This window comes from Williamsia deligens, assembly GCF_024171765.1.
Taxonomy (GTDB): domain Bacteria; phylum Actinomycetota; class Actinomycetes; order Mycobacteriales; family Mycobacteriaceae; genus Williamsia_A; species Williamsia_A deligens.
Map to the genome: position 1 here is coordinate 315,425 of NZ_JAMTCI010000003.1, position 22,531 is coordinate 337,955.

Here is a 22,531-nt window from a genome sequence, read left to right on the forward strand (position 1 = left end):
TGCGGCGGATCAACACTGATGGGCCTCCTGGGGCAACGGACAGGTCACACGCCGGAGCTCCGGATGTCATCCGGCACCGGCAGGGCGAGGTCGACGTTACCGGCCGACAGGGGTGCCGCGAGGCGTCCCGACACGTCTCACCAGCCGCGTTCGCGCCATTCACCCAGGTGGGGACGTTCTGTCCCCAAGGTCGTGTCCAGACCGTGACCGGGGTAGACCTTGGTCTCATCGTCGTAACGGTCGAACAGCTTCCTGCTGACGTCGTCGAGCAGGCGCTCGAAATCACCTGGCTGCCAGGTCTTCCCGACGCCGCCGGGGAACAGGGAGTCGCCGGTGAAGAGGTGCGTGCCGCCGGAGTCGGTGAGTGCGAGCGCGATGGACCCGGGCGTGTGCCCGACGAGGTGGATCGCCTCGAGGCGGAGGTCGCCGACCTCGAGCACGTCGCCGTCGTCGACGAGTCGGTCGGCGGCCACGGGGATCTCCGGGGCGTCGATGCGGCCGGCGGCGGTGGGGACGCCGGTCGCCGCGGCGACCGCGGCCAGGGCCTGCCAGTGGTCGAAGTGCTGATGGGTGGTGAACACCGTGCCGAGGTCGCCCGGCACCGCCTCGACGAGCCCGAGCACGCGGTCGGCGTCGTTCGCCGCGTCGATGAGCAGTTGCGCGCCGGTCCGGGAACACGTCACCAGGTAGGTGTTGTTGTCCATGGGGCCCACGGACATCTTGGTGATCGTCGCGGTGGGCGTGGACCGGCGTTGCGCCCCGGACTGATCGCTCACGTCGCCGGTGTAGTCGTCTGTGATCGTGATCGGCGTTGCGCTCATGCCGGCCAAGTTACCCGCGGCCGCCCGGGTCGCACCGGTCGTCTCCGGCCCGGCCGCACGGGGCACCGCCACCGACACGCGGACTGTCGGTGCCCACACCTAGAGTGGATTCGGCCGTGTGTTCGCAGGCCGTGCAACCGGATGCCGGGCTGTCGACCGACCGCCCGGCCATCGACGCAGAGCAGGGGATCAACCAGTGGCAGACCGTCTGATCGTGCGGGGCGCGCGTGAGCACAACCTCCGTGGCATCGACGTGGACCTCCCGCGAGACAGCCTGATCGTCTTCACCGGGCTGTCGGGATCAGGGAAGTCGAGCCTCGCGTTCGACACCATCTTCGCGGAGGGGCAGCGCCGCTACGTCGAGTCGCTGTCGGCCTACGCGCGCCAGTTCCTGGGGCAGATGGACAAGCCCGACGTGGACTTCATCGAGGGTCTGTCGCCGGCGGTCTCCATCGACCAGAAGTCGACGAACCGCAACCCGCGGTCGACGGTCGGGACGATCACCGAGGTCTACGACTACCTCCGACTGCTCTACGCCCGCGCCGGCAAGGCCCACTGCCCGGAGTGCGGCGCCGCGATCGCCAAGCAGACGCCGCAGCAGATCGTCGACCAGGTCCTGGCGATGGAGCAGGGGGTCCGTTTCCAGGTCCTCGCCCCGGTCGTCCGGACCCGCAAGGGCGAGTTCGTCGACCTGTTCGCCTCGCTGCAGACGCAGGGCTTCTCCCGCGTCCGCGTCGACGGTGTCGTGTACCCGCTCACCGAGCCGCCCACGTTGAAGAAGCAGGAGAAGCACGACATCGAGGTCGTGGTCGACCGTCTCGCCGTGAAGACCTCGGCCAAACAGCGACTCACCGACTCGGTCGAGACCGCCCTGCGCCTGGCCGACGGCGTGATCGTCCTGGACTTCGTCGACCTCGAGGAGGGCGATCCTGAGCGGGAGCGCCGCTTCTCCGAGCGGATGGCCTGCCCGAACGGTCACCCCATCGCCATCGACGACCTCGAACCGCGCTCGTTCTCGTTCAACTCGCCCTACGGTGCCTGTCCCGAATGCGACGGCCTCGGCATCCGCAAAGAGGTCGACGAGGACCTCGTCGTGCCCGATCCGGAGATGACGTTGGCCGAGGGGGCGGTGGCGCCGTGGTCCACCGGCCACAACGCCGACTACTTCCTCCGTCTCATGTCGGGTCTCGCGGAGCAGATGGGCTTCGACGTGAACACGCCGTGGAACCGCCTGCCCGTCAAGGCCCGTCGCGCGCTGCTCAACGGTTCCGACCACCAGGTGCACGTGCGGTTCCGGAACCGCTACGGGCGGACGCGGTCGTACTACACCGAGTTCGAGGGTGTGATGAAGTTCCTGCACCGCAGGATGGAACAGACCGAGTCCGAGCAGATGAAGGACCGGTACGAGGGCTACATGCGCGACGTCCCGTGCCCGGTCTGTTCCGGTGCGCGTCTGCGGCCGGAGATCCTGGCCGTCACCCTCGACCACCCCCGCCTGGGGACGAAGTCCATCGCCGACGTGTGTGCGTTGTCCGTCGCCGACTGCGCCGACTTCCTCACCGACCTCACCCTGGGGGCGCGGGAGCAGGCGATCGCCGGGCGGGTGCTCAAGGAGGTCCAGGCGCGGATCCGGTTCCTGCTCGACGTCGGGCTGGAGTATCTGTCGCTGTCGCGTGCGGCCGGCTCGTTGTCCGGTGGAGAGGCGCAGCGCATCCGACTCGCGACGCAGATCGGTTCCGGTCTGGCCGGTGTCCTCTACGTCCTCGACGAACCGTCGATCGGTCTGCACCAGCGGGACAACCGTCGCCTCATCGACACGCTCACCCGCCTGCGCGACCTGGGCAACACGCTGATCGTCGTCGAACACGACGAGGACACCATCCGCTCGGCGGACTGGATCGTCGACATCGGCCCCCGCGCCGGCGAACACGGCGGCAAGGTCGTCCACAGCGGTGACTACGCGGGGCTGCTGGCGAACACGGAATCGCTGACGGGTGCGTACCTGTCCGGTCGTGAGACGTTGCCCCTCCCGGCGCAGCGCCGCGCGATCGACCCGAAGCGCCAGCTCAAGGTGATCGGTGCCCGGGAACACAACCTCGGCGGCATCGACGTCGCGTTCCCGCTCGGCGTGCTCACCGCGGTGACGGGGGTGTCGGGGTCGGGCAAGTCGACCCTCGTCAACGACATCCTCGCCACGACGCTGGCGAACAAGCTCAACGGTGCCCGTCAGGTCCCCGGCCGTCACACCCGGATCACCGGCCTGGACCACCTGGACAAGCTCGTCCAGGTCGACCAGTCGCCGATCGGTCGCACCCCCCGGTCGAACCCCGCCACCTACACCGGCGTGTTCGACAAGATCCGTACCCTGTTCGCCGCGACGACCGAGGCCAAGGTGCGCGGCTACCAGCCCGGACGCTTCAGCTTCAACGTCAAGGGCGGGCGCTGCGAGGCGTGCACCGGTGAGGGCACCATCAAGATCGAGATGAACTTCCTGCCGGACGTCTACGTCCCGTGCGAGGTGTGCCACGGGGCCCGGTACAACCGGGAGACGCTCGAGGTCCACTACAAGGGCAAGACGATCGCCGAGGTCCTGGACATGCCGATCGAGGAGGCCGCGGACTTCTTCGAGCCGGTCACCTCGATCCACCGCTACCTCAAGACGCTCGACGAGGTGGGTCTGGGATACGTGCGACTGGGTCAGCCCGCGCCGACCCTGTCCGGCGGCGAGGCGCAGCGCGTCAAGCTCGCGTCGGAACTGCAGAAGCGCTCCACCGGACGCACCGTCTACGTCCTCGACGAGCCGACGACCGGCCTGCACTTCGAGGACATCCGCAAACTGCTCGACGTCATCAACGGCCTGGTCGACAAGGGCAACTCGGTGATCGTCATCGAGCACAACCTGGACGTCATCAAGACCGCGGACTGGGTCGTCGACATGGGACCCGAGGGCGGCTCGGGTGGTGGCACGGTCGTCGCCGAGGGCACCCCCGAGGAGATCGCGGCCGTGACCGCGAGCCACACCGGAGGGTTCCTGCGCGAGATCCTCACGCCGGCGAAGCCGCGCAGCGCGGCCAAGGCCACGAAGTCGGCGGCCTCGTCCAAGTCCGCCTCGACGGGAGCCACGAAGGCGCGGGCGACGAAGGCCACCGCCCGATCACGCGACCGGGCGACGGCGTAGGTCAGCGGACCGGGCCGGTGTACTTCTCGCCCGGTCCCTGACCGGGCTCGTCGGGAACGCTGCTCGCCTCACGGAAGGCGAGCTGCAGGCCCTTGAGCCCGTCGCGGATCGGGGCGGCGTGCAGCCCGAGATCGGGCAGCGCCGCCGTGACCAGCCCGGCCAGTGCGGTGATCAGGCGTCGGGCCTCGTCGAGGTCGACGCGTGCGGCCGCAGTCGGGTCGTCGGCGAGGCCGAGCTTCTCCGCCGCGGCGCTCATCATCATCACGATGGCGCGGGTGACCACCTCGACGGCCGGGACGTCGGCGAGGTCGCGGATGTCGTCGGGGCCCGGCGAACCGGGGATTCCGCCGTCGGGCGCGTCGTCGAACTGGGGATTCTCCGGCATGGCTGTTAGACTTCCACGTCAGACCGCCCCGGTGAGAGTCGGGGTTTGCAAGTGGAGCCCGCTCCCACCGTCCGGCCCGACCTCGTGTCGTCGCTGTACGGTCCGGTCACCGGACCCGTCCCTCACCGGGAATAGCGGTCCGGTGCCTCCTGTTGGAGGTGGCACGTGTGCGTGGGTCGACGATCCACACAGCGCTGTCGACCGGTCAGTGTGGGCCCCGCCGATCATCGATCGGACGGGGCTCTTCTGCTGACTGAGGGCGTGTCGACGAGCAGCGTGTCGCACACAGCGGGACCGTCCGCCCAGAGGGCAGGCGGACCCGCACCACCGGAGTTCTAACGAGGAGGCCCCATCAGCACAGAGACCCGCATCAACGAGCGCATCCGCGTCCCGGAGGTCCGACTCGTCGGGCCCAACTCGGAGCAGGTGGGCATCGTGCGTGTTGAAGATGCCTTGCGGTTGGCCATCGAGGCCGACCTGGACCTGGTGGAGGTGGCGCCCGACGCCCGTCCGCCGGTCTGCAAGATCATGGATTACGGCAAGTTCAAGTACGAGGCCGCGCAGAAGCAGCGTGAGTCACGCCGTAATCAGCAGATGACGGTCATCAAGGAGCAGAAGCTCCGACCGAAGATCGACGACCACGACTACGAGACCAAGAAGGGCCACGTCATCCGATTCCTGGAGGCGGGCTCGAAGGTCAAGGTCACCATCATGTTCCGTGGCCGCGAGCAGTCCCGACCGGAGCTCGGCTACCGGTTGCTGCAGCGGCTCGGAGCGGACGTGGGGGAGTACGGGTTCGTCGAGACGTCCGCCAAGCAGGACGGACGCAACATGACCATGGTGCTCGCCCCGCACAAGGGCGCGAAGACGCGCGCGAAGGTCGCGGAGGCACGCGACGCCGGCCCCGCCGGCGCAGCCCCTGCCGCGCAGTGACCACCGCGTCCACGACATAGCACCACGCCAGGAACCACACAGCACTCGAGGAGCAGTCATGCCGAAGGCGAAGACCCACAAGGGGACCGCGAAGCGATTCAAGGTCACGGGCAGCGGCAAGATCCAGCGTCAGCGGGCGAACCGTCGCCACCTGATGGAGCACAAGCCGACCAAGCGCACCCGCCGGCTCGACGGCACCACCGTCGTCGCCGAGGTCGATGCCCCGCGCATCAAGCGCCTGCTGAACATCTGAGCCCCGCGCTCACCCCACCCAGTCGACCGCCAGCGCGGTCGCCCGAGAAGTAACGAGGTACGCACGTGGCACGCGTGAAAAGGGCGGTCAACGCCCAGAAGAAGCGTCGGTCGACGCTCGAGGCATCCAAGGGCTACCGCGGACAGCGGTCGCGCCTGTACCGCAAGGCGAAGGAGCAGCAGCTCCACTCGCTGACCTACGCCTACCGCGACCGTCGCGCCCGCAAGGGTGAGTTCCGCAAGCTGTGGATCGCGCGTATCAACGCCGCGGCCCGCGCGAACGACATCACCTACAACCGCTTCATCCAGGGCCTGAAGATCGCCGGCCTCGAGGTGGACCGCAAGATCCTCGCCGAGATCGCCGTGAGCGATCCGGAGGCCTTCACCGGCCTCGTCGAGGTGGCCCGGACCGCGCTCCCGGCCGACGTCAACGCCCCCGCGGCCTGACGCACCCGACCAGACGACCCGTGGTGGACGCCGCTCTCACCGAGCGCTCCACCCGGGTCGTCTCGTTGTCCAAGCTGCATCGCTCGTCGGTCCGACGGGACCGTGGCGAGTTCCTCGTCGAGGGCGAGAACTCGGTCGACGCGGCGGTGTCGTCGGGTCTGGCCCGTGCGGTGCTGGTCCGCGAGGCTGACCGCGTCGCGTTCGCCCCGGTCCTCGCCGAGGCGACCGGGCGCGGCGTCGAGGTCGTCGCGATCACCGCACGCGCCGCGGACAAGCTCGCCGAGACCACCACCACGCCCGGTCTGTTCGCGGTGTGCACGACGATCGAGGCGCCCCTCGAGGCCGTGATCGCGGCTCCGCAGGACGGCGGGACCCGTGCCGTCGCCGTCGCGGTCGACGTGTCCGAACCCGGCAACGCCGGGACCCTCGTGCGCACCGCGGACGCGATGGGATGCGCGGGCGTCGTCCTCGCGGGCGACTCCGTCGACATCCACAACGGCAAATGCGTCCGCGCCAGCGCGGGGTCGGTGTTCCACCTCCCGATCGCGCGTGCCCGTGACGTCCACGCCGTCCTCGCCGCACTCCGCGCCACCGGACACACGGTGCTCGCGACCGCCGGCGACGGCGAGGTCTCGCTCGACGAGCTCGACGCCGCCGGGCCCACCGGGGTTCTCGCGGGTCCCGTGGCGTGGCTGTTCGGCAACGAGGCCCACGGACTGGCGCCCACGACGGCCGACGCGGCCGACCACCGCGTCGCGATCCCGCTGCGCGGTGGCGCCGAGAGCCTCAACATCGCGGCGGCGGCTGCGATGTGTCTCTACGTCACGGCGCGGGTGCACGCCGCCGCCCGAACGGTCTGACCTGCGACGCGGGGCGGAAATCCCCTCGACGTCATCCGATATCCTCGACGCCTGGACGTCCCCGACATCCCTGCGACGCCCCCGCCCCGACCCCTGAAGGAGTCCGCGCCGTCGTGACCACCGACCCGACCGCCCCTGGTGACGCCCCCGCCACCGACGACCTCGATCTGGCCCCGGCCACCGAGTCGGCGGTGGCGGCGTTCGCGGCCGCCGGCGACCTGGCCGCCCTGGCCGAGGCGAAGACCGAGCACCTCGGTGACCGGTCGCCCATCGCGCTGGCCCGTCGTCGGCTGGGCGAGTTGCCCAAGGAGCAGCGATCGGCCGCGGGCAAGGCCGTCAACGAGGCGCGCGGCCGCGCGCAGGCCGCCCACGACGCCCGCCGCGAGGAGCTCGTCGCCGAACGGGACGCCGCGGTGCTCGTCGCCGAGTCCATCGACGTCACGCTCCCGTCGTCGCGCCGACCCCTCGGCGCGCGACACCCGATCACCGTGATCGCCGAGCAGGTCGCCGACGTGTTCGTCGCGATGGGGTGGGAGATCGCGGACGGACCCGAGGTCGAGACCGAGCACTTCAACTTCGACGCCCTGAACTTCCTCCCGGACCACCCGGCACGGTCGATGCAGGACACCTTCTACATCGCCCCCGAGGGATCACGGCAGGTGCTGCGCACCCACACCTCCCCGGTGCAGGTGCGCACGATGCTCGAGCGCGACGTCCCGATCTACGTCGCCTGCCCGGGGCGGACGTTCCGCACCGACGAACTCGACGCCACCCACACCCCGGTCTTCCACCAGGTCGAGGGACTCGCGGTGGACCGGGGCCTGACGATGGCCAATCTGCGCGGGACGCTGGAGATCCTGGCCAGGGCGCTCTTCGGGCCGGACACCACCACCCGGATGCGACCGAACTACTTCCCTTTCACCGAGCCGTCCGCCGAGGTCGACGTGTGGTTCCCGGCGAAGAAGGGTGGGCCGGGCTGGGTCGAGTGGGGTGGCTGCGGGATGGTGAACCCGGCGGTGTTGCGCGCCAGCGGGATCGACCCCGAGGTGTACTCCGGCTTCGCGTTCGGGATGGGTCTCGAGCGGACCCTGCAGTTCCGCAACGACCTGCCCGACATGCGGGACATGGTCGAGGGTGACGTCCGGTTCACCCTGCCGTTCGGCCCCGCTGTCTGACCTGCGGTCCGACCCACCAGCCGACAACCCGTATCTCCCCGAGAGAGGTCGAGAGACAAGTGCGTGTCACCCAATCCTGGATGGTCGACGTGGTGCGTGGCGGCGCCCCCGACTTCACCCCGACGCCCGAGGAGCTCGACGCCGCGTTCGTCCGCGTCGGCTTCGAGATCGAGTCGGTCGAGCCGTTCCCGGAGATCACCGGTCCGCTCGTCGTGGGCCGCGTCGCGGAGATCGAGGAACTGGAGGGCTTCAAGAAGCCGATCCGTTTCTGCCGCGTCGACGTCGGTGAGGACGAGCCGCGCGGGATCGTCTGCGGGGCGCGCAACTTCGCCGAGGGGGATCTGATCGTGGCGGCGCTCCCGTCGGCGGTCCTCCCCGGCGACTTCGCCATCGCCGCCCGGAAGACCTACGGCCGGGTGTCGGACGGCATGATCTGCTCGGTCACCGAACTCGGTGTGGGCGACGACCACTCGGGCATCCTCGTGCTGACGCCGGGATCCGCCGAGCCGGGCGCCGATGCGCGGACGGTGCTGGGCCTCGACGACACGGCCATCGACGTCAACGTGACCCCCGACCGGGGGTACGCGTTCAGCGCTCGCGGACTGGGACGTGAACTGGCGGCCAGCTTCGACCTCGACTTCGTCGATCCCGCCGACCTCGTCGTGAACGCGACCCCCACCGACGGTGGCCGGACGTCGCCCGCGGTCCGGATCGATCCCGACTCGGCCGCGGGCCGGTACTGCGCGCAGGTCGTGCGCGGCGTCGACCCGTCCGCGCAGTCGCCGTGGTGGATCCGCAAGCGGCTCCTCGTCGCCGGGGTGCGGCCGATCTCCGCCGTGGTCGACGTCACCAACTACGTGATGCTCGAACTGGGTCAGCCCATGCACGCCTTCGACGCCGACCGGGTCTCCGGCACGATCGTCGTCCGTCGGGCGAGCGCGGGGGAGCGGCTGACCACCCTCGACGGCACCGACCGCGCGCTCGACACCGACGACGTCGTCATCGCCGACGACGACGGGCCCATCGCCCTCGCCGGCGTGATGGGCGGCGCGAACAGCGAGGTCGCCGACTCGACGACCGACGTCGTCCTGGAGTCCGCCCGGTTCGACCCGGTCGCCGTCTTCCGCACGGGGCGCCGCCATCGACTGTCCAGCGAGGCGGGCAAGCGTTTCGAACGTGGTGTGGACACCGCGCTGGCGCCGGTGGCACTGGCGCGCGCGGCCTCGTTGCTCGCCGAGATCGCGGGCGGGACGGTGGACCCGACCTACACCGACGTCGCCGTGGAGCCGGACCCGACCGTCATCGTGCTCGACGCGGACCTGCCCGATCGCGTCGCGGGCGTCACCTACCCCCCGGGGACCACCGTGCGGCGGCTCGAGCAGGTCGGGTGCACCGTGAGCGGCGACGGACCCCTGCGCGTCGAGCCGCCGTCCTGGCGCCCGGACCTGCGCGGTCCGGCCGATCTCGTCGAGGAGGTCGTGCGGCTGGAGGGGCTCGAGAACATCCCCGCGGTGCCACCGACCGCACCCGCGGGCACCGGGCTGACCCCCGTCCAGCGTCGTCGTCGCGCGATCGGACGTGCGCTCGCCGTCTCGGGTCTCGTCGAGGTGCTGCCGTTCCCGTTCCTGCCCGCCGACGTGTTCGACTCCTGGGGTCTCGACGCCGACGACCCGCGTCGCGCGACGGTCCGCGTCCTCAACCCGCTGGAGTCCGACCGCGCGGAGTTGGCGACGACCCTCGTCCCGAACCTGATCGAGATGGCCATCCGCAACATCGCGCGCGGCCAGCGGGATGTGGCCCTGTACGCGATCGGGCAGGTCGTCCAGGCCGACGAACACGCGCGGCCGATCGGGCCGATCGACGTGTCCGCCCGACCGAGCGACGAGCAGATCGCCGCGCTCTACGCATCGTTGCCGCGACAGCCTCTCGCGGTGGGGATCCTGCTGGCGGGAAATCGCGAACCGTCCGGCCCGTGGGGGCCCGGCCGGCCCGTCGACCCCGCCGACGCGTTCGAGGCCGCCCGCATCGTCGGGGAGGCGTCGGGCGTCGAGGTGAGGATGGTCGCCGACGACCACCTGCCGTGGCATCCCGGCCGGTGTGCCCGGGTCGTCGTCGACACCGCCGACGGACCCGTCGACGTCGGGTGGGCGGGTGAGCTGCACCCGCGCGTGATCGAACGGTCGGGGCTGCCCCCGCGGTCGTGCGCCGTCGAGATCGACCTCGACGCGCTGCCGGTCGGTGCGACCCTGCCCGCGCCGACGCTGTCCGCGTACCCCGCCGTCCTCCAGGACGTCGCCGTCGTGGTCGATCGGGCGGTCGCCGCCGCAGACGTCCAAGCCGCGCTCGCGGCCGGCGCCGGGCCTCTCCTGGAGGACATCCGGCTGTTCGACGTCTTCACCGGCGAGCGGCTGGGCGACGACGTGAAGTCGCTGGCCTTCGCCCTGCGGTTCCGTGCGCCCGATCGCACCCTCACCGAGGACGAGGCGAGCGAGGCGCGGATGGCGGCGGTCGCCCGCGCCGAGCGGGAGGTCGGGGCGCACCTGCGCTGACGCGTGCCCGAGACCCCGCTGCTGAATAGAGTTGCACTGGTCTGCATAATGAACGCATGACGATGTCGATCGCCGTGGCGGGCGCCAGCGGGTACGCGGGTGGCGAGATCCTGCGTCTGCTCCTCGGGCACCCCCGCGTCGCCTCGGGCGAGGTGACCATCGGGGCGCTGACCGCGGGCGGCAACGCCGGCACCCGCCTCGGTGACCACCAGCCGCACCTGTTCCCCCTGGCCGATCGCATCCTGGCCGACACGACGCCGGAGGTGCTCGCCGGCCACGACGTCGTGTTCATGGCGTTGCCGCACGGGGCCTCCGGGCCGCTCGCCGACGACCTGCCGCCCGCGACGCTGGTCGTCGACTGCGGCGCCGACCACCGCCTCACCGACGCCGACGAGTGGACCCGCTTCTACGGGACCCCGCACGCGGGCACGTGGCCGTACGGTCTGCCCGAGATCCCCGGCGCCCGCGACGTCCTGTCGGGGACAACGCGGGTCGCGGTACCCGGCTGCTATCCCACCGTCTCGGTGCTGTCGCTGCTGCCCGCGGTGTCCGCCGGGGTCGTCGAGTCGGCGGTGACCGTGGTCGCCGTGAGTGGGACCTCCGGTGCCGGCCGGTCGACCCGTGTCGACCTCCTCGCCTCGGAGGTCATCGGGTCCGCACGCGCCTACGGCGTCGGCGGTGCGCACCGGCACAACCCCGAGATCGGTCAGGCGCTGTCGGTGGCGGCCGGGGAGCCGGTCACCGTCTCGTTCACCCCGGTCCTGGTCCCGATGGCACGGGGGATCCTGGCGACCTGCACCGCGCGGACCACCGCCACGACCGACGAGGTGCGCGCCGTCTACGAGAAGGCCTACGCCGACGAGCCGTTCGTCCACCTGCTGCCCGAGGGCGTGCTGCCGACCACCGGCGCGGTGATCGGCTCGAACTCGGTGGCGCTGTCCGTCACCGTCGACGAGCGTGCACAGACGCTGGTCGTGGTCGGGGCCATCGACAACCTCACCAAGGGCACCGGTGGTGCCGCGGTGCAGTCCATGAACCTCGCACTCGGTTTCGCCGAGACCGAGGGCCTGACCACCGTGGGGGTCGCGCCGTGAGTGTCGAGACGTCGCCGACCGTCGTCCGGGGCCAGGGGGTCACGGCGCCACTGGGGTTCCGCGCCGCCGGGATCGCCGCCGGGATCAAGGTCTCGGGTCGACCGGACCTCGCCCTGGTGTTCAACGAGGGCCCCGAGTACGCCGCCGCGGGTGTCTTCACCCGCAACAAGATCAAGGCCGCGCCGGTGCTCTGGTCTCAGCAGGTCCTCACCGCCGGACGGCTGCGCGCCGTCGTGCTGAACTCGGGCGGTGCCAACGCATGCACCGGGCCGGACGGCTTCGGTGACACCCACGCCACGGCTGAGGCCGTGGCGGCGTCGCTGAGCAACTGGGGCACCGAGACCGGGGCCGGCGAGGTCGCCGTCTGCTCGACAGGGCTCATCGGTGACCGGTTGCCGATGGACAAGCTGCTCCCCGGGGTCGACGCCATCGTCAAGGACATGGCCGGCGGACTGTCCGGTGGGACCGACGCCGCCCACGCGATCATGACCACCGACACGGTGCCCAAACAGGTTGCGGTGCACCACCCGGACGGCTGGAACGTCGGCGGCATGGCGAAGGGCGCGGGGATGTTGGCGCCGTCGCTGGCGACGATGCTCGTCGTCCTCACGACCGACGCCGCCGTCGACGCGGCCGCCCTCGACGCGGCCCTGCGCGCGGCGACCGCACGCAGCTTCGACAGGCTCGACGTCGACGGCTCGTGTTCCACCAACGACACCGTCCTGCTGCTGGCGTCCGGTGCGAGTGAGATCACCCCTGCCGCGGATGATCTCGCGGCTGCGGTCCTCGCGGTCTGCGACGACCTCGCCGACCAGCTGATGGCCGACGCGGAGGGCGTCACCAAACGCATCCGCATCACCGTGTCCGGCGCGGCGACCGAGGACGACGCCGTCGCCGCCGCCCGGACCGTCGCCCGGGACAGCCTCGTGAAGACCGCGCTGTTCGGGTCCGACCCGAACTGGGGACGCGTCGTCGCGGCCGTCGGCATGGCACCGGTGGACCTCGACGTCGAGCGGCTCACCGTCGCGTTCGACGGGATCGAGGTCTACCGGCAGACCTGCGGCGTGCCCGGTGCTCGCGACGTCGACCTCTCCGGTCCCGACATCGCGCTCGCGATCGACCTCGGCGTCGGTGACGCCACCGCGACCATCCGCACCACGGACCTGTCGCACGCATACGTCGAAGAGAACTCGGCGTACTCGTCGTGACCGCACCCGATCCCACCGCCGCGGCGCTCAGCCCACTGGCGAAGGCGCACGTCCTGACCGAGGCCCTGCCGTGGCTGCAGCGGTTCGCCGGGAAGACGATCGTCGTGAAGTACGGCGGGAACGCGATGATCGACGACGGTCTCAAGGCGGCGTTCGCGCAGGACATGGTGTTCCTGCGGACGTGCGGCCTGCACCCCGTCGTCGTGCACGGCGGTGGCCCGCAGATCTCGGCCATGCTGTCCCGGCTGGGGCTGAGCGGGGAGTTCCGTGGCGGGTACCGGGTGACGACGCCGGAGGTGATGGAGGTCGTCCGCATGGTCCTGTTCGGCCAGGTCGGTCGCGAGCTCGTCGGACTGATCAACGCCCACGGTCCACACGCGGTCGGCATCTCCGGCGAGGACGCGCACCTGTTCACCGCCACGCGCCGCACGGTCGACATCGACGGCGTCGCCACCGACATCGGTCTCGTCGGTGACGTGACCACCGTGAACCCCTCTGCCGTCACCGATCTGGTCGCCGCGGGGCGCATCCCGGTGGTCTCGTCGATCGCGCCGGACGCCGACGGGGTCGTCCACAACATCAACGCCGACACCGCCGCCGCCGCGCTCGCCGAGGCCCTCGGTGCCGAGAAACTCGTCGTCCTCACCGACGTCGAGGGCCTCTACACCGATTGGCCCGACCGGACGTCGCTGACATCGCAGATCGTCGCCGACGATCTCGAGACGCTGCTGCCCCGCCTCGACTCGGGAATGGTGCCCAAGATGGAGGCGTGCCTGCGCGCCGTGCGCGGCGGCGTCCCGCGGGCGCACGTCATCGACGGCCGCATCCCACACTCGATGCTGTTGGAGCTGTTCACCGAGGAGGGCATCGGGACGATGGTCCTCCCCGAACCGCCGAGGACTCCGGAAGGGGTGGCGTCATGAGCACGGACACGGTGCGCGAGCGGTGGTCCGCCGCACTCATGGACAACTACGGCACGCCGGGACTCGCGTTGAGCCACGGATCGGGCGCGGTCGTCGTCGACGCCGACGGGCGCGAGTACCTCGACCTTCTCGGCGGGATCGCGGTCAATGCCCTCGGTCACGGGCACCCCGCCATCGTCGATGCGGTGACCCGGCAGCTGCAGACCCTCGGTCACGTCTCGAACCTGTACGTGTCGGAGCCGGTGGTGCGACTGGCCGAGGAACTGCTCGGCCGGTGGGGCGTCCCGGGGCGGGCGTTCTTCTGCAACTCCGGGGCCGAGGCCAACGAGGCGGCCTTCAAGATCGCCCGACGCACCGGACGCAGCCGGATCATCGCCGCGGACAACGGGTTCCACGGCCGTACGATGGGCGCGCTCTCGATGACCGGTCAGCCCGCGAAGCGGGCGCCGTTCGAGCCGATGCCCGCCGGCGTGGAGTTCGTCCCCTACGGCGACACCGACGCACTGCGCGCCGCCGTCGACGACGACACCGCCGCGGTGATCCTGGAGCCGATCCAGGGCGAGGGGGGCGTGGTGGTCCCGCCCGCCGACTATCTCGCCGCCGCCCGTGCCGTCACCGCCGACCACGGGGCCCTGCTCGTCCTGGACGAGGTCCAGACCGGTGTCGCCCGCACCGGGCCGTTCTTCGCCCACCAGGCGGCAGGCATCGTCCCGGACGTGGTGACCATGGCCAAGGGCCTCGGCGGGGGACTGCCCATCGGGGCCTGCCTGGCGACCGGTGCCGCGGCGGACCTGTTGTCGCCCGGACAACACGGCACGACCTTCGGCGGCAACCCGGTGTGTGCCGCGGCGGCGCTGGCCGTGCTCGCCGAGGTCGACTCCGCGGGACTCGGGGACCACGCCGCGGCCGTCGGCAAGACCATCGCCACCGGGGTCGAGGAACTCGGTCACCCGCTCGTGTCCCATGTGCGCGGCGCGGGGCTGCTCCTCGGCGTCGTCCTCACCCAGAACCGCGCCAGATCCGTCGAATCCGCTGCGCGCGCAGCAGGATTTCTCGTCAACGCCCCGGCCGCCGACGTGATCCGGCTCGCGCCCCCGCTCGTCCTCACCGACGAGCAGGCCCGCGGATTCGTCACTGCGCTGCCGGCGATCCTCGACGCGGCTCTGGAGGCCGAAGCATGACCATCCGACACTTCCTGCGCGACGACGACCTGACGCCCGACGAGCAGGCGGAGGTGCTCACGCTCGCCGCGCAGCTCAAGGCCGAGCCGTTCTCCCGTCGACCCCTCGAGGGCCCGAAGGGCGTGGCGGTCATCTTCGACAAGAACTCCACGCGCACACGGTTCTCGTTCGAGGTGGGCATCGCCCAGCTCGGCGGGCACGCCGTGATCGTCGACGGGAAGAGCACCCAGATGGGTCGCGACGAGACCCTCGCCGACACGGGACGCGTGCTGTCGCGCTTCGTCGACGCCATCGTGTGGCGCACGTTCGGACAGGAGCGCCTCGACGAGATGGCCGCCACGGCGACCGTGCCCGTCGTCAACGCGCTGTCCACCGAGTTCCATCCGTGCCAGGTCCTCGCCGACCTGCAGACGATCATCGAACGCAAGGGCAGCGCGGCCGGCATGACGATGACCTACCTCGGCGACGGCGCGAACAACATGGCGCACTCGCTGCTGCTCGGTGGGGTCACGGCCGGGATGAACGTCACCGTCGCGGCGCCGGAGGGGTTCGTCCCCGCCCCGTTCGTGCTCGAGGCCGTCCGGGCCAGGGCCGCCGAGACCGGCGCGGTCGCGCGGGTCGTCATCGACCCCCACGAGGCGGTCGAGGGCGCCGACGTCGTCGTCACCGACACCTGGACCTCGATGGGGGACGAGACCGACGGTCTCGACCGTGTCGGCCCCTTCCGGCCGTATCAGGTGAACGACGCTTTGCTCGAGCGCGCCGACCCCGAGGCGATCGTCCTGCACTGCCTGCCCGCGCACCGCGGCGACGAGATCACCTCCGACGTCCTCGACGGTCCCCGCAGCGTCGTGTTCGACGAGGCCGAGAACCGACTGCACGCACAGAAGGCCCTCCTCGTGTGGTTGCTGGAGCGGTCGAAATGAGCGTGCCCGAGCACGTCCCGGCCGGTCGCCTGTCGCACACCCGGGCCGGGCGCCACGCGGCCATCATCGCGCTGCTCGCCGAGAACCACGTGCACAGCCAGGCCGAGCTGCAGGCACTGCTCGTCCGGTCGGGCATCGAGGCGACGCAGGCCACGATCTCGCGCGACCTCGACGAACTCGGGGCCGTCAAACTCCGTGCCGCCGACGGCGGCGCCGGCGTCTACGTCGTCCCCGAGGACGGATCGCCGGTCCGCGGCGTCTCCGGCGGTACCGACCGGCTGTCCCGTCTCCTCGCCGACCTGCTGGTCTCCACCGACCACAGCGGCGGGATGGCGGTGCTGCGGACGCCGCCGGGGGCGGCGCACTACCTCGCCAGCGCCATCGACCGCGCGAGCCTGCCTCAGGTGGTCGGCACGGTGGCGGGGGATGACACCATCTTCGTGGTCGCCCGCGACCCCGTGACCGGCGAGCAGATCGCCCGCATGATCGAGGACCTCGCGTGAGCGCCCGCGCTCACCGTCGGCCCGCACGTACGTCCATCCATCACGACCCAGGAGCTGCAGACAACCATGGCTGAACGCGTCATCCTCGCCTACTCCGGAGGCCTCGACACCTCGGTGGCCATCAGCTGGATCGGTCGCGAGACCGGCAAGGAGGTCGTCGCCGTCGCGATCGACCTCGGTCAGGGCGGCGAGGACATGGAGGTCGTGCGGCAGCGCGCCATCGACTGCGGTGCCGTCGAGGCCGTCGTCGTCGACGCCCGCGACGAGTTCGCCGAGGAGTACTGCCTGCCGACGATCCAGTCCAACGCGCTCTACATGAACCGCTATCCACTGGTCTCCGCGATCAGCCGTCCGCTGATCGTCAAGCACCTGGTCGACAACGCCCGCGCCCACGGCGGCACCGTCGTCGCGCACGGCTGCACCGGCAAGGGCAACGACCAGGTCCGCTTCGAGGTCGGCTTCAACACGCTCGCACCCGAACTCGACGTGCTCGCGCCGGTCCGTGACTACGCGTGGACCCGGGAGAAGGCCATCGCCTTCGCCGAGGAGAACGCGATCCCCATCAACGTCACCAAGCGCTCGCCGTTCTCCATCGACCAGAACGTGTGGGGGCGCGCGGTCGAGACCGGGTTCCTCGAGGACCTGTGGAACGCGCCGACCAAGGACGTCTACGACTACACCGAGGACCCGGCCGCGAACTTCACCGCGCCCGACGAGCTCGTCATCTCCTTCGACAAGGGTCGGCCGATCGCGATCGACGGACGCCCGGTGTCGGTGCTGCAAGCGATCCAGGAACTCAACGAGCGGGCCGGGCGGCACGGTGTCGGACGCCTCGACGTGGTCGAGGACCGGCTCGTCGGCATCAAGAGCCGCGAGGTGTACGAGGCGCCCGGCGCGATGGTGCTCATCCGCGCGCACGAGGAACTCGAGCACGTCACCCTCGAGCGCGAGGTCGGCCGGTACAAGCGGCACATCGACCAGGACTGGGCCGAGCAGGTCTACGACGGACTGTGGTTCTCGCCGCTGAAGACCGCCCTCGACAGCTTCGTCGCGCGCACCCAGGAGCACGTGACGGGCGACATCCGGCTCACGCTGCACGCGGGCGTCATCGACGTGAACGGTCGGCGCAGCGGGGAGTCCCTGTACGACTTCACCCTCGCCACCTACGACGAGGGCGACGCGTTCGACCAGTCGGCGGCCAAGGGCTTCGTCCAGCTGCACGGCCTGTCGTCGAAGATCGCCGCCCGTCGCGACCGCGGTGCGGTGGCCCCGCAGGCGCTGTCCGACGTGGGGAACGTGGAGTCGGGCGCGTGAGCGACACCCCGCACGGCACCAACGCCGGTGCGCTGTGGGGTGGTCGGTTCTCCGGCGGTCCCGCCGACGCGATGGCGGCGCTGAGCAAGTCGACCCACTTCGACTGGGCGCTGGCCCCCTACGACGTGCGTGCCTCGCAGGCCCACGCCCGGGTCCTGCACCGCGCGGGGCTGCTGTCCGACGACGACCTCGCCACCATGCTCGACGGTCTCGGGATCCTCGCTGCCGACGTCGCGTCGGGTGCGTTCGTCGCCGCGGACGGCGACGAGGACGTGCACGGCGCGCTGGAACGCGGGTTGATCGAGCGGGTCGGTCCGGAGGTCGGTGGTCGACTGCGGGCGGGTCGCTCGCGCAACGACCAGGTCGCCACGCTCTTCCGGATGTGGCTGCGCGACGCCGCGGCGCTGGTGGCCGCCCAGGTCCTCGACGTGTGCGACGCCCTGGTCGACCGGGCGCGTACATATCCCGACGCCGTGATGCCGGGCAAGACCCATCTGCAGGCCGCGCAACCGGTGCTGCTCGCCCACCACCTGTTGGCCCACGCCCACCCACTGACCCGTGACGTCGAGCGACTGCTGGACCTCGACCGTCGGACCGCGGTGTCCCCGTACGGATCCGGCGCACTGGCGGGATCGTCGCTGGGTCTCGACCCGGACGGCATCGCCGAGGACCTCGGTTTCGACGCGGCCGCGGAGAACTCGATCGACGCGACCAGTTCGCGTGACTTCGCCGCCGAGGCGGCGTTCGTGTTCGCCATGATCGCGGTGGACCTGTCGCGGCTGTCGGAGGACGTGATCCTGTGGACCACCTCGGAGTTCGGGTACGCCACCCTCGCCGACGAGTGGTCGACGGGGAGCTCGATCATGCCGCAGAAGAAGAACCCCGACGTCGCCGAGCTCGCGCGCGGGAAGAGCGGGCGTCTCATCGGCAACCTCGCCGGACTGCTCGCCACCCTCAAGGCCCAGCCGCTGGCCTACAACCGTGATCTGCAGGAGGACAAGGAACCGGTCTTCGACTCCGTCGCCCAGCTGACCCTGCTGCTGCCGGCGGTCGCGGGGATGGTCGGCACGCTGACATTCCATCCGCAGCGCATGGCCGACCTCGCGCCCGCGGGCTTCACGCTGGCCACCGACATCGCCGAGTGGCTCGTGCGCCAGGGCGTGCCGTTCCGCGTGGCCCATGAGGTCGCCGGTGCCTGTGTCCGTGCGGCCGAGGCCAAAGGTGTCGGCCTCGCCGATCTCACCGACGACGAGTTCGCGGGCATCTCCGAGCACCTCACCCCGGACGTCCGGTCGGTGCTCACGGTCGAGGGGTCGATCGCATCGCGGTCCGCGCGCGGCGGCACCGCCGGGGTGCGCGTCGCGCAGCAGCGGGACGGCCTCGCGGCCCGCGTCGACAGCCTGCGAGAACGGGTACGGACCATCGGAGCGCACCAGTAGAGTGAGCGCGTTGCGCGTGTGACCCCGGCGCCGCGGTGGGGGCAGCGGGATCGTGATGAGGAGGTGTGGTCTCGATGGTGGGCATCCCGAATCTCGGCAGGGCTCTGGACCGGGTGGTCGCGACCGCCCAGAACGGCCTCGAGGTGGTCCGCATGGGCGGGCTGGACACCGGCACCACGCCGGCGCCGTTCCGGGTCGAGGAGACATCCCCGATGTACCGGCTGCGTCGGTACTTCCCCGACGAGATCCCCGACGGTCCGCCGGTCCTGCTGATCCACCCGATGATGGTGTCGGCCAACATCTACGACGTCACCCGCCACAACGGCGCGGTGTCCGTGCTGCACTCGGCGGGCATCGACCCCTGGGTGGTCGACTTCGGCTCACCCGACCAGGTGGCCGGCGGCATGGAGCGCACCCTGGCCGACCACATCGTCGCGCTCGACGAGATCGTCGACCTGATCCACGAGGAGACCGGGCGGGCCGTCCACCTCGTCGGGTACTCCCAGGGCGGCATGTTCGCGTACCAGACCGCGGCCTACCGACGCTCGCGGCAGATCGCGAGCCTGACCACCTTCGGCAGCCCGGTCGACGTGCTCGCAGCCCTGCCGCTCGGACTGCCGGCCAACATCATGGCGCCGCTCGCCGAGGTCTTCGCCGACAACGTCTTCAACCGCATCGCGATCCCGGGATGGCTCGCGCGCACCGGTTTCCAGATGCTCGACCCGGTGAAGGCCGCCCGCAGTCGCATCGACTTCCTCCGCCAACTCCACGACCGCAACGCACTGCTGCCGCGTGAGGACCAGCGGCGCTTCCTCGAGAACGACGGGTGGGTCGCCTGGTCCGGGCCGGCGATCGCGGAGTTGCTGCGGCAGTTCGTCGTCCACAACCGGATGGTGTCCGGCGGCTTCGTCATCCGCGACCGCCTCGTCACCCTGGCCGAGGTGACCTGCCCGGTCCTGGCGTTCGTCGGCAGCGCCGACGACATCGGTCAACCGCTCGCGGTCCGCGGCATCAAGCGCGCCGCGCCCCGCGCCGAGGTCTTCGAGTCGGTGTTGCCCGTCGGGCATTTCGGGCTGGTGGTCGGGTCCGTGGCGGGGACGCAGAGTTGGCCGACGACCGCGCAGTGGATCCGGTGGCGTGAGGGCGACGACGAGATGCCCGCGGCCATCGCACCGATGATCGAGAACCCCGAGGACTCGACGGGCTCGGGGGTGAGCGTCACGTCGCGGCTCACCCACGGGATCGGGGCGGTCGCCGACGCGAGCGCCGGCGTCGGGCGCGAGATCGCCCACGCCGCCGACTCGTTCCGGCGGACCTCGCAGGCCGTGCTGCGCGAGTCGGTCCGCACGCTGCCGCGTCTCGTGCGTCTGGGCCAGATCCAGCCGGGCACCCGGATCTCGCTGGGCAAGCTCATGACGGAGAACGCCGAACGCCTCGGTCAGCGGGAGCTGTTCCTGTTCGAGGACCGCGTCCTGAGCCACATCGAGGTCAACCGCCGCATCGACAACGTCGTGCGCGGGTTCATCGCCTGCGGTGTGCGCCCCGGCGAACACGTCGGCGTGATGATGGAGACGCGCCCCAGTGCGCTCGTCGCCATCGCGGCGCTGTCGCGACTGGGCGCGGTCATCGTGCCCCTGCCGCCGGACGCGGCGATCGACCCGATGCTCACCCTGGCCGACGTCGTCGTGGTCGTGGCAGACCCCGACCACGTCGACCACGTCGTCGGACACGCCGAGCGCGTCCTCGTGCTCGGTGGTGGCGACGAGCGGGCCATCCCCGCCGCGGACGGCGACGTCGTCGTCGACATGGAGCAAATCGACCCCGACGAGGTCGCGCTGCCGTCGTGGTTCCGCCCCGACCCCGGGCTCGCCGGCGACCTCGCCTTCATCCTCTTCACGACCTCCGGTGGGACCCTGCAGCGGTGGCCGGTCACCAACCACCGCTGGGCTCTGTCGGCGTTCGGCGCGGCGTCTGCCGCCGCGATCGGTGGCAACGACACCGTGTACTGCCTCACCCCGCTGCACCACGCGTCGGGGCTGCTCACCACCCTCGGTGCGACGGTCGTCGGCGGCGCGCGCATCGCGCTGTCGTCGGGGATCGGTCCGGAGAGCTTCGCCCGTGAGGTGTACCGCTACGGCATCACCGTCGTGGCCTACACGTGGACGATGCTCGCCGGGATCGTGCGCGATCCCGACCTGGCCATCACCGACCACAACCCGATCCGCCTCTTCATGGGTGCAGGCATGCCCGCGGGACTGTGGGACGACGTGGTGGCGCGGTTCCCCGACGCCGGGGTGATGGAGTTCTTCGCGACCGCCGACGGGTCCGCGATCCTCGGCGACGTCTCCGGCGCCAAGATCGGGTCGATCGGTCGCGCGCTGCCCGAGACCAACCGTGTCCGCGTCGCCGCGTGGGACGTCCTCGAGGAGCGGTTCCTCCTCGACGGCCGCGGGTACGTCCGTGAGGCCCACGTCGACGAGGTGGGTGTCCTGCTCGCCCAGACTCGTCAGCGTGACGAATCGGGGGTCACCGTCCTGCGTGACGTGTTCGGCTCGCACGACCGATGGGAGACCTCGGGTCAGCTGGTCCGCCGCGACGTCGACGGCGACCACTGGCTGATGGGCAGCGTGCACGCCGTCATCAAGAGCGACGAGGGCCCGGTCTACCCACAACCGATCATCTCGTCGCTGAGCCGTCACCCCGACGTCGACCAGGTCGTCGTCTACGGGACGTCCGTCGGCGAGCACGAGCTGGCGGTGGCGGTCATCTCACCGCGACGACGGACCGCCAACTTCACCGTGTCGTCGCTGCGGGTGGCGCTGGCCGGCCTGCCCGCGGCCGAGCGTCCGCACGTCATCTGGGCCGTCGACGAGATCCCGGTGAGTCACTCGTTCCGGCCGGTCCCGAACTGCTTCCGGGCCGAGGGGCTGCCGCGTCCGAGCGCGCGCGTCTGGTACCGCGACGAGAACGGCCGATACCGTCGACTGACCCGCACGATCGCGCACGAGAAGGGGTGGAGCGACCAGGGCGACACCGAGCGCCAGGCGAAGTCGTCCTGACACGCCCGGCTCGTGTCCCCGGACCCGCGCCAGTCCGTCCGTCCCTGACGAGGAGACCCGCATGCCGCTCGACGCCTTTCTCACCGACCGTCTCGTGTGCCCGCGCGACCACGGACCCCTGCTCTACCTGGGCACCGACTCCGGTCCCGACGAGGTGCTCTACAACCCGCGCCTGCGGACGGTCTATCGGGTGGAGGACGGCATCCCGGTTCTCCTCCTCGACGAGGCCCGTGCGGTCGACGACGACGAACACGCTGCGTTGATCGCGCGCTCGCACCGCTGAC

At 71.0% G+C, this 22,531-nt stretch carries 20 protein-coding genes; 18 read left to right on the top strand and 2 right to left on the bottom strand.

Features of this window, described 5'->3' with window-relative positions:
- Positions 1-137 precede the first annotated feature (137 nt).
- The gene (locus LX14_RS18705; RefSeq protein WP_253648867.1) at positions 138-821 is read right to left on the bottom strand and encodes an MBL fold metallo-hydrolase; all 684 of its coding nucleotides are present in this window, start codon (positions 819-821) and stop codon (positions 138-140) included.
- A gap of 89 nt (positions 822-910) precedes the next feature.
- Between LX14_RS18705 and LX14_RS20785 the strand changes: the two genes are divergently transcribed.
- A complete protein-coding gene (locus tag LX14_RS20785; RefSeq protein ID WP_301283868.1) occupies positions 911-1,033 on the top strand; it encodes a hypothetical protein in 123 nt (40 codons plus the stop codon).
- Positions 1,018-3,999 (top strand): excinuclease ABC subunit UvrA, encoded by a 2,982-nt coding sequence (gene uvrA / locus LX14_RS18710; RefSeq protein ID WP_253648868.1) that lies wholly within the window; start codon positions 1,018-1,020, stop codon positions 3,997-3,999. Before LX14_RS20785 ends, uvrA begins: the two co-directional genes overlap by 16 nt.
- Position 4,000: 1 nt before the next feature.
- On the opposite strand, the gene LX14_RS18715 is transcribed toward uvrA, so the two are convergent.
- Positions 4,001-4,384 (bottom strand): DUF1844 domain-containing protein, encoded by a 384-nt coding sequence (locus tag LX14_RS18715; protein WP_253648869.1) that lies wholly within the window; start codon positions 4,382-4,384, stop codon positions 4,001-4,003.
- A gap of 351 nt (positions 4,385-4,735) precedes the next feature.
- Here LX14_RS18715 and infC point away from each other — a divergent pair, with 351 nt between their 5' ends.
- From infC to LX14_RS18795, 16 genes are all read left to right on the top strand, one after another.
- Positions 4,736-5,317, top strand: a complete 582-nt coding sequence (infC, locus tag LX14_RS18720) for a translation initiation factor IF-3 (protein WP_253648915.1) — start codon at positions 4,736-4,738, stop codon at positions 5,315-5,317.
- Positions 5,318-5,375: 58 nt separating this feature from the next.
- Positions 5,376-5,570, top strand: coding sequence for a 50S ribosomal protein L35 (rpmI, locus tag LX14_RS18725; protein ID WP_253648870.1), 195 nt, complete (start codon positions 5,376-5,378; stop codon positions 5,568-5,570).
- A 65-nt stretch (positions 5,571-5,635) separates the two neighbouring features.
- Positions 5,636-6,016: a 50S ribosomal protein L20 gene (gene rplT / locus LX14_RS18730; protein WP_253648871.1), complete on the top strand. Its 381-nt coding sequence runs from the start codon at positions 5,636-5,638 to the stop codon at positions 6,014-6,016.
- A gap of 23 nt (positions 6,017-6,039) precedes the next feature.
- Positions 6,040-6,876: a TrmH family RNA methyltransferase gene (locus LX14_RS18735; protein WP_253648872.1), complete on the top strand. Its 837-nt coding sequence runs from the start codon at positions 6,040-6,042 to the stop codon at positions 6,874-6,876.
- 167 nt (positions 6,877-7,043) lie between these two features.
- Positions 7,044-8,051, top strand: a complete 1,008-nt coding sequence (gene pheS / locus LX14_RS18740) for a phenylalanine--tRNA ligase subunit alpha (protein WP_253648916.1) — start codon at positions 7,044-7,046, stop codon at positions 8,049-8,051.
- A gap of 59 nt (positions 8,052-8,110) precedes the next feature.
- Positions 8,111-10,600, top strand: coding sequence for a phenylalanine--tRNA ligase subunit beta (pheT, locus tag LX14_RS18745; protein WP_253648873.1), 2,490 nt, complete (start codon positions 8,111-8,113; stop codon positions 10,598-10,600).
- A gap of 56 nt (positions 10,601-10,656) precedes the next feature.
- Complete coding sequence (gene argC, locus LX14_RS18750) at positions 10,657-11,694, top strand: N-acetyl-gamma-glutamyl-phosphate reductase (protein WP_253648874.1); 1,038 nt, start codon at positions 10,657-10,659, stop codon at positions 11,692-11,694.
- Positions 11,691-12,902, top strand: coding sequence for a bifunctional glutamate N-acetyltransferase/amino-acid acetyltransferase ArgJ (argJ, locus tag LX14_RS18755; protein WP_253648875.1), 1,212 nt, complete (start codon positions 11,691-11,693; stop codon positions 12,900-12,902). The genes argC and argJ overlap by 4 nt, the downstream gene beginning before the upstream one ends.
- Positions 12,899-13,825: an acetylglutamate kinase gene (gene argB, locus LX14_RS18760; protein ID WP_253648876.1), complete on the top strand. Its 927-nt coding sequence runs from the start codon at positions 12,899-12,901 to the stop codon at positions 13,823-13,825. The genes argJ and argB overlap by 4 nt, the downstream gene beginning before the upstream one ends.
- Positions 13,822-15,006: an acetylornithine transaminase gene (locus LX14_RS18765; protein ID WP_253648877.1), complete on the top strand. Its 1,185-nt coding sequence runs from the start codon at positions 13,822-13,824 to the stop codon at positions 15,004-15,006. Before argB ends, LX14_RS18765 begins: the two co-directional genes overlap by 4 nt.
- On the top strand, positions 15,003-15,932 hold the full coding sequence (argF, locus tag LX14_RS18770; protein ID WP_253648878.1) for an ornithine carbamoyltransferase: 930 nt from the start codon (positions 15,003-15,005) through the stop codon (positions 15,930-15,932). The genes LX14_RS18765 and argF overlap by 4 nt, the downstream gene beginning before the upstream one ends.
- A complete protein-coding gene (locus LX14_RS18775) occupies positions 15,929-16,435 on the top strand; it encodes an arginine repressor (protein WP_253648879.1) in 507 nt (168 codons plus the stop codon). The genes argF and LX14_RS18775 overlap by 4 nt, the downstream gene beginning before the upstream one ends.
- A gap of 66 nt (positions 16,436-16,501) precedes the next feature.
- Positions 16,502-17,749, top strand: coding sequence for an argininosuccinate synthase (locus LX14_RS18780; protein ID WP_253648880.1), 1,248 nt, complete (start codon positions 16,502-16,504; stop codon positions 17,747-17,749).
- Positions 17,746-19,188, top strand: coding sequence for an argininosuccinate lyase (gene argH / locus LX14_RS18785; protein WP_253648881.1), 1,443 nt, complete (start codon positions 17,746-17,748; stop codon positions 19,186-19,188). The genes LX14_RS18780 and argH overlap by 4 nt, the downstream gene beginning before the upstream one ends.
- Before the next feature lie 74 nt (positions 19,189-19,262).
- Positions 19,263-22,247, top strand: a complete 2,985-nt coding sequence (locus LX14_RS18790) for an AMP-binding protein (RefSeq protein ID WP_253648882.1) — start codon at positions 19,263-19,265, stop codon at positions 22,245-22,247.
- 61 nt (positions 22,248-22,308) lie between these two features.
- Positions 22,309-22,530, top strand: a complete 222-nt coding sequence (locus LX14_RS18795; protein ID WP_253648883.1) for a Trm112 family protein — start codon at positions 22,309-22,311, stop codon at positions 22,528-22,530.
- Position 22,531: the final 1 nt, after the last annotated feature.

Excerpts from the sequence above, each read along its gene's own strand:
- LX14_RS18765 (WP_253648877.1), top strand. The coding sequence starts at position 13,822 with ATGAGCACGGACACGGTGCGCGAGCGGTGGTCCGCCGCACTCATGGAC.
- LX14_RS18715 (WP_253648869.1), bottom strand. The coding sequence starts at position 4,384 with ATGCCGGAGAATCCCCAGTTCGACGACGCGCCCGACGGCGGAATCCCC.
- argF (WP_253648878.1), top strand. The coding sequence starts at position 15,003 with ATGACCATCCGACACTTCCTGCGCGACGACGACCTGACGCCCGACGAG.
- argC (WP_253648874.1), top strand. The coding sequence starts at position 10,657 with ATGACGATGTCGATCGCCGTGGCGGGCGCCAGCGGGTACGCGGGTGGC.
- LX14_RS18795 (WP_253648883.1), top strand. The coding sequence starts at position 22,309 with ATGCCGCTCGACGCCTTTCTCACCGACCGTCTCGTGTGCCCGCGCGAC.
- LX14_RS18775 (WP_253648879.1), top strand. The coding sequence starts at position 15,929 with ATGAGCGTGCCCGAGCACGTCCCGGCCGGTCGCCTGTCGCACACCCGG.
- LX14_RS18705 (WP_253648867.1), bottom strand. The coding sequence starts at position 821 with ATGAGCGCAACGCCGATCACGATCACAGACGACTACACCGGCGACGTG.
- rpmI (WP_253648870.1), top strand. The coding sequence starts at position 5,376 with ATGCCGAAGGCGAAGACCCACAAGGGGACCGCGAAGCGATTCAAGGTC.
- LX14_RS18780 (WP_253648880.1), top strand. The coding sequence starts at position 16,502 with ATGGCTGAACGCGTCATCCTCGCCTACTCCGGAGGCCTCGACACCTCG.
- LX14_RS18790 (WP_253648882.1), top strand. The coding sequence starts at position 19,263 with ATGGTGGGCATCCCGAATCTCGGCAGGGCTCTGGACCGGGTGGTCGCG.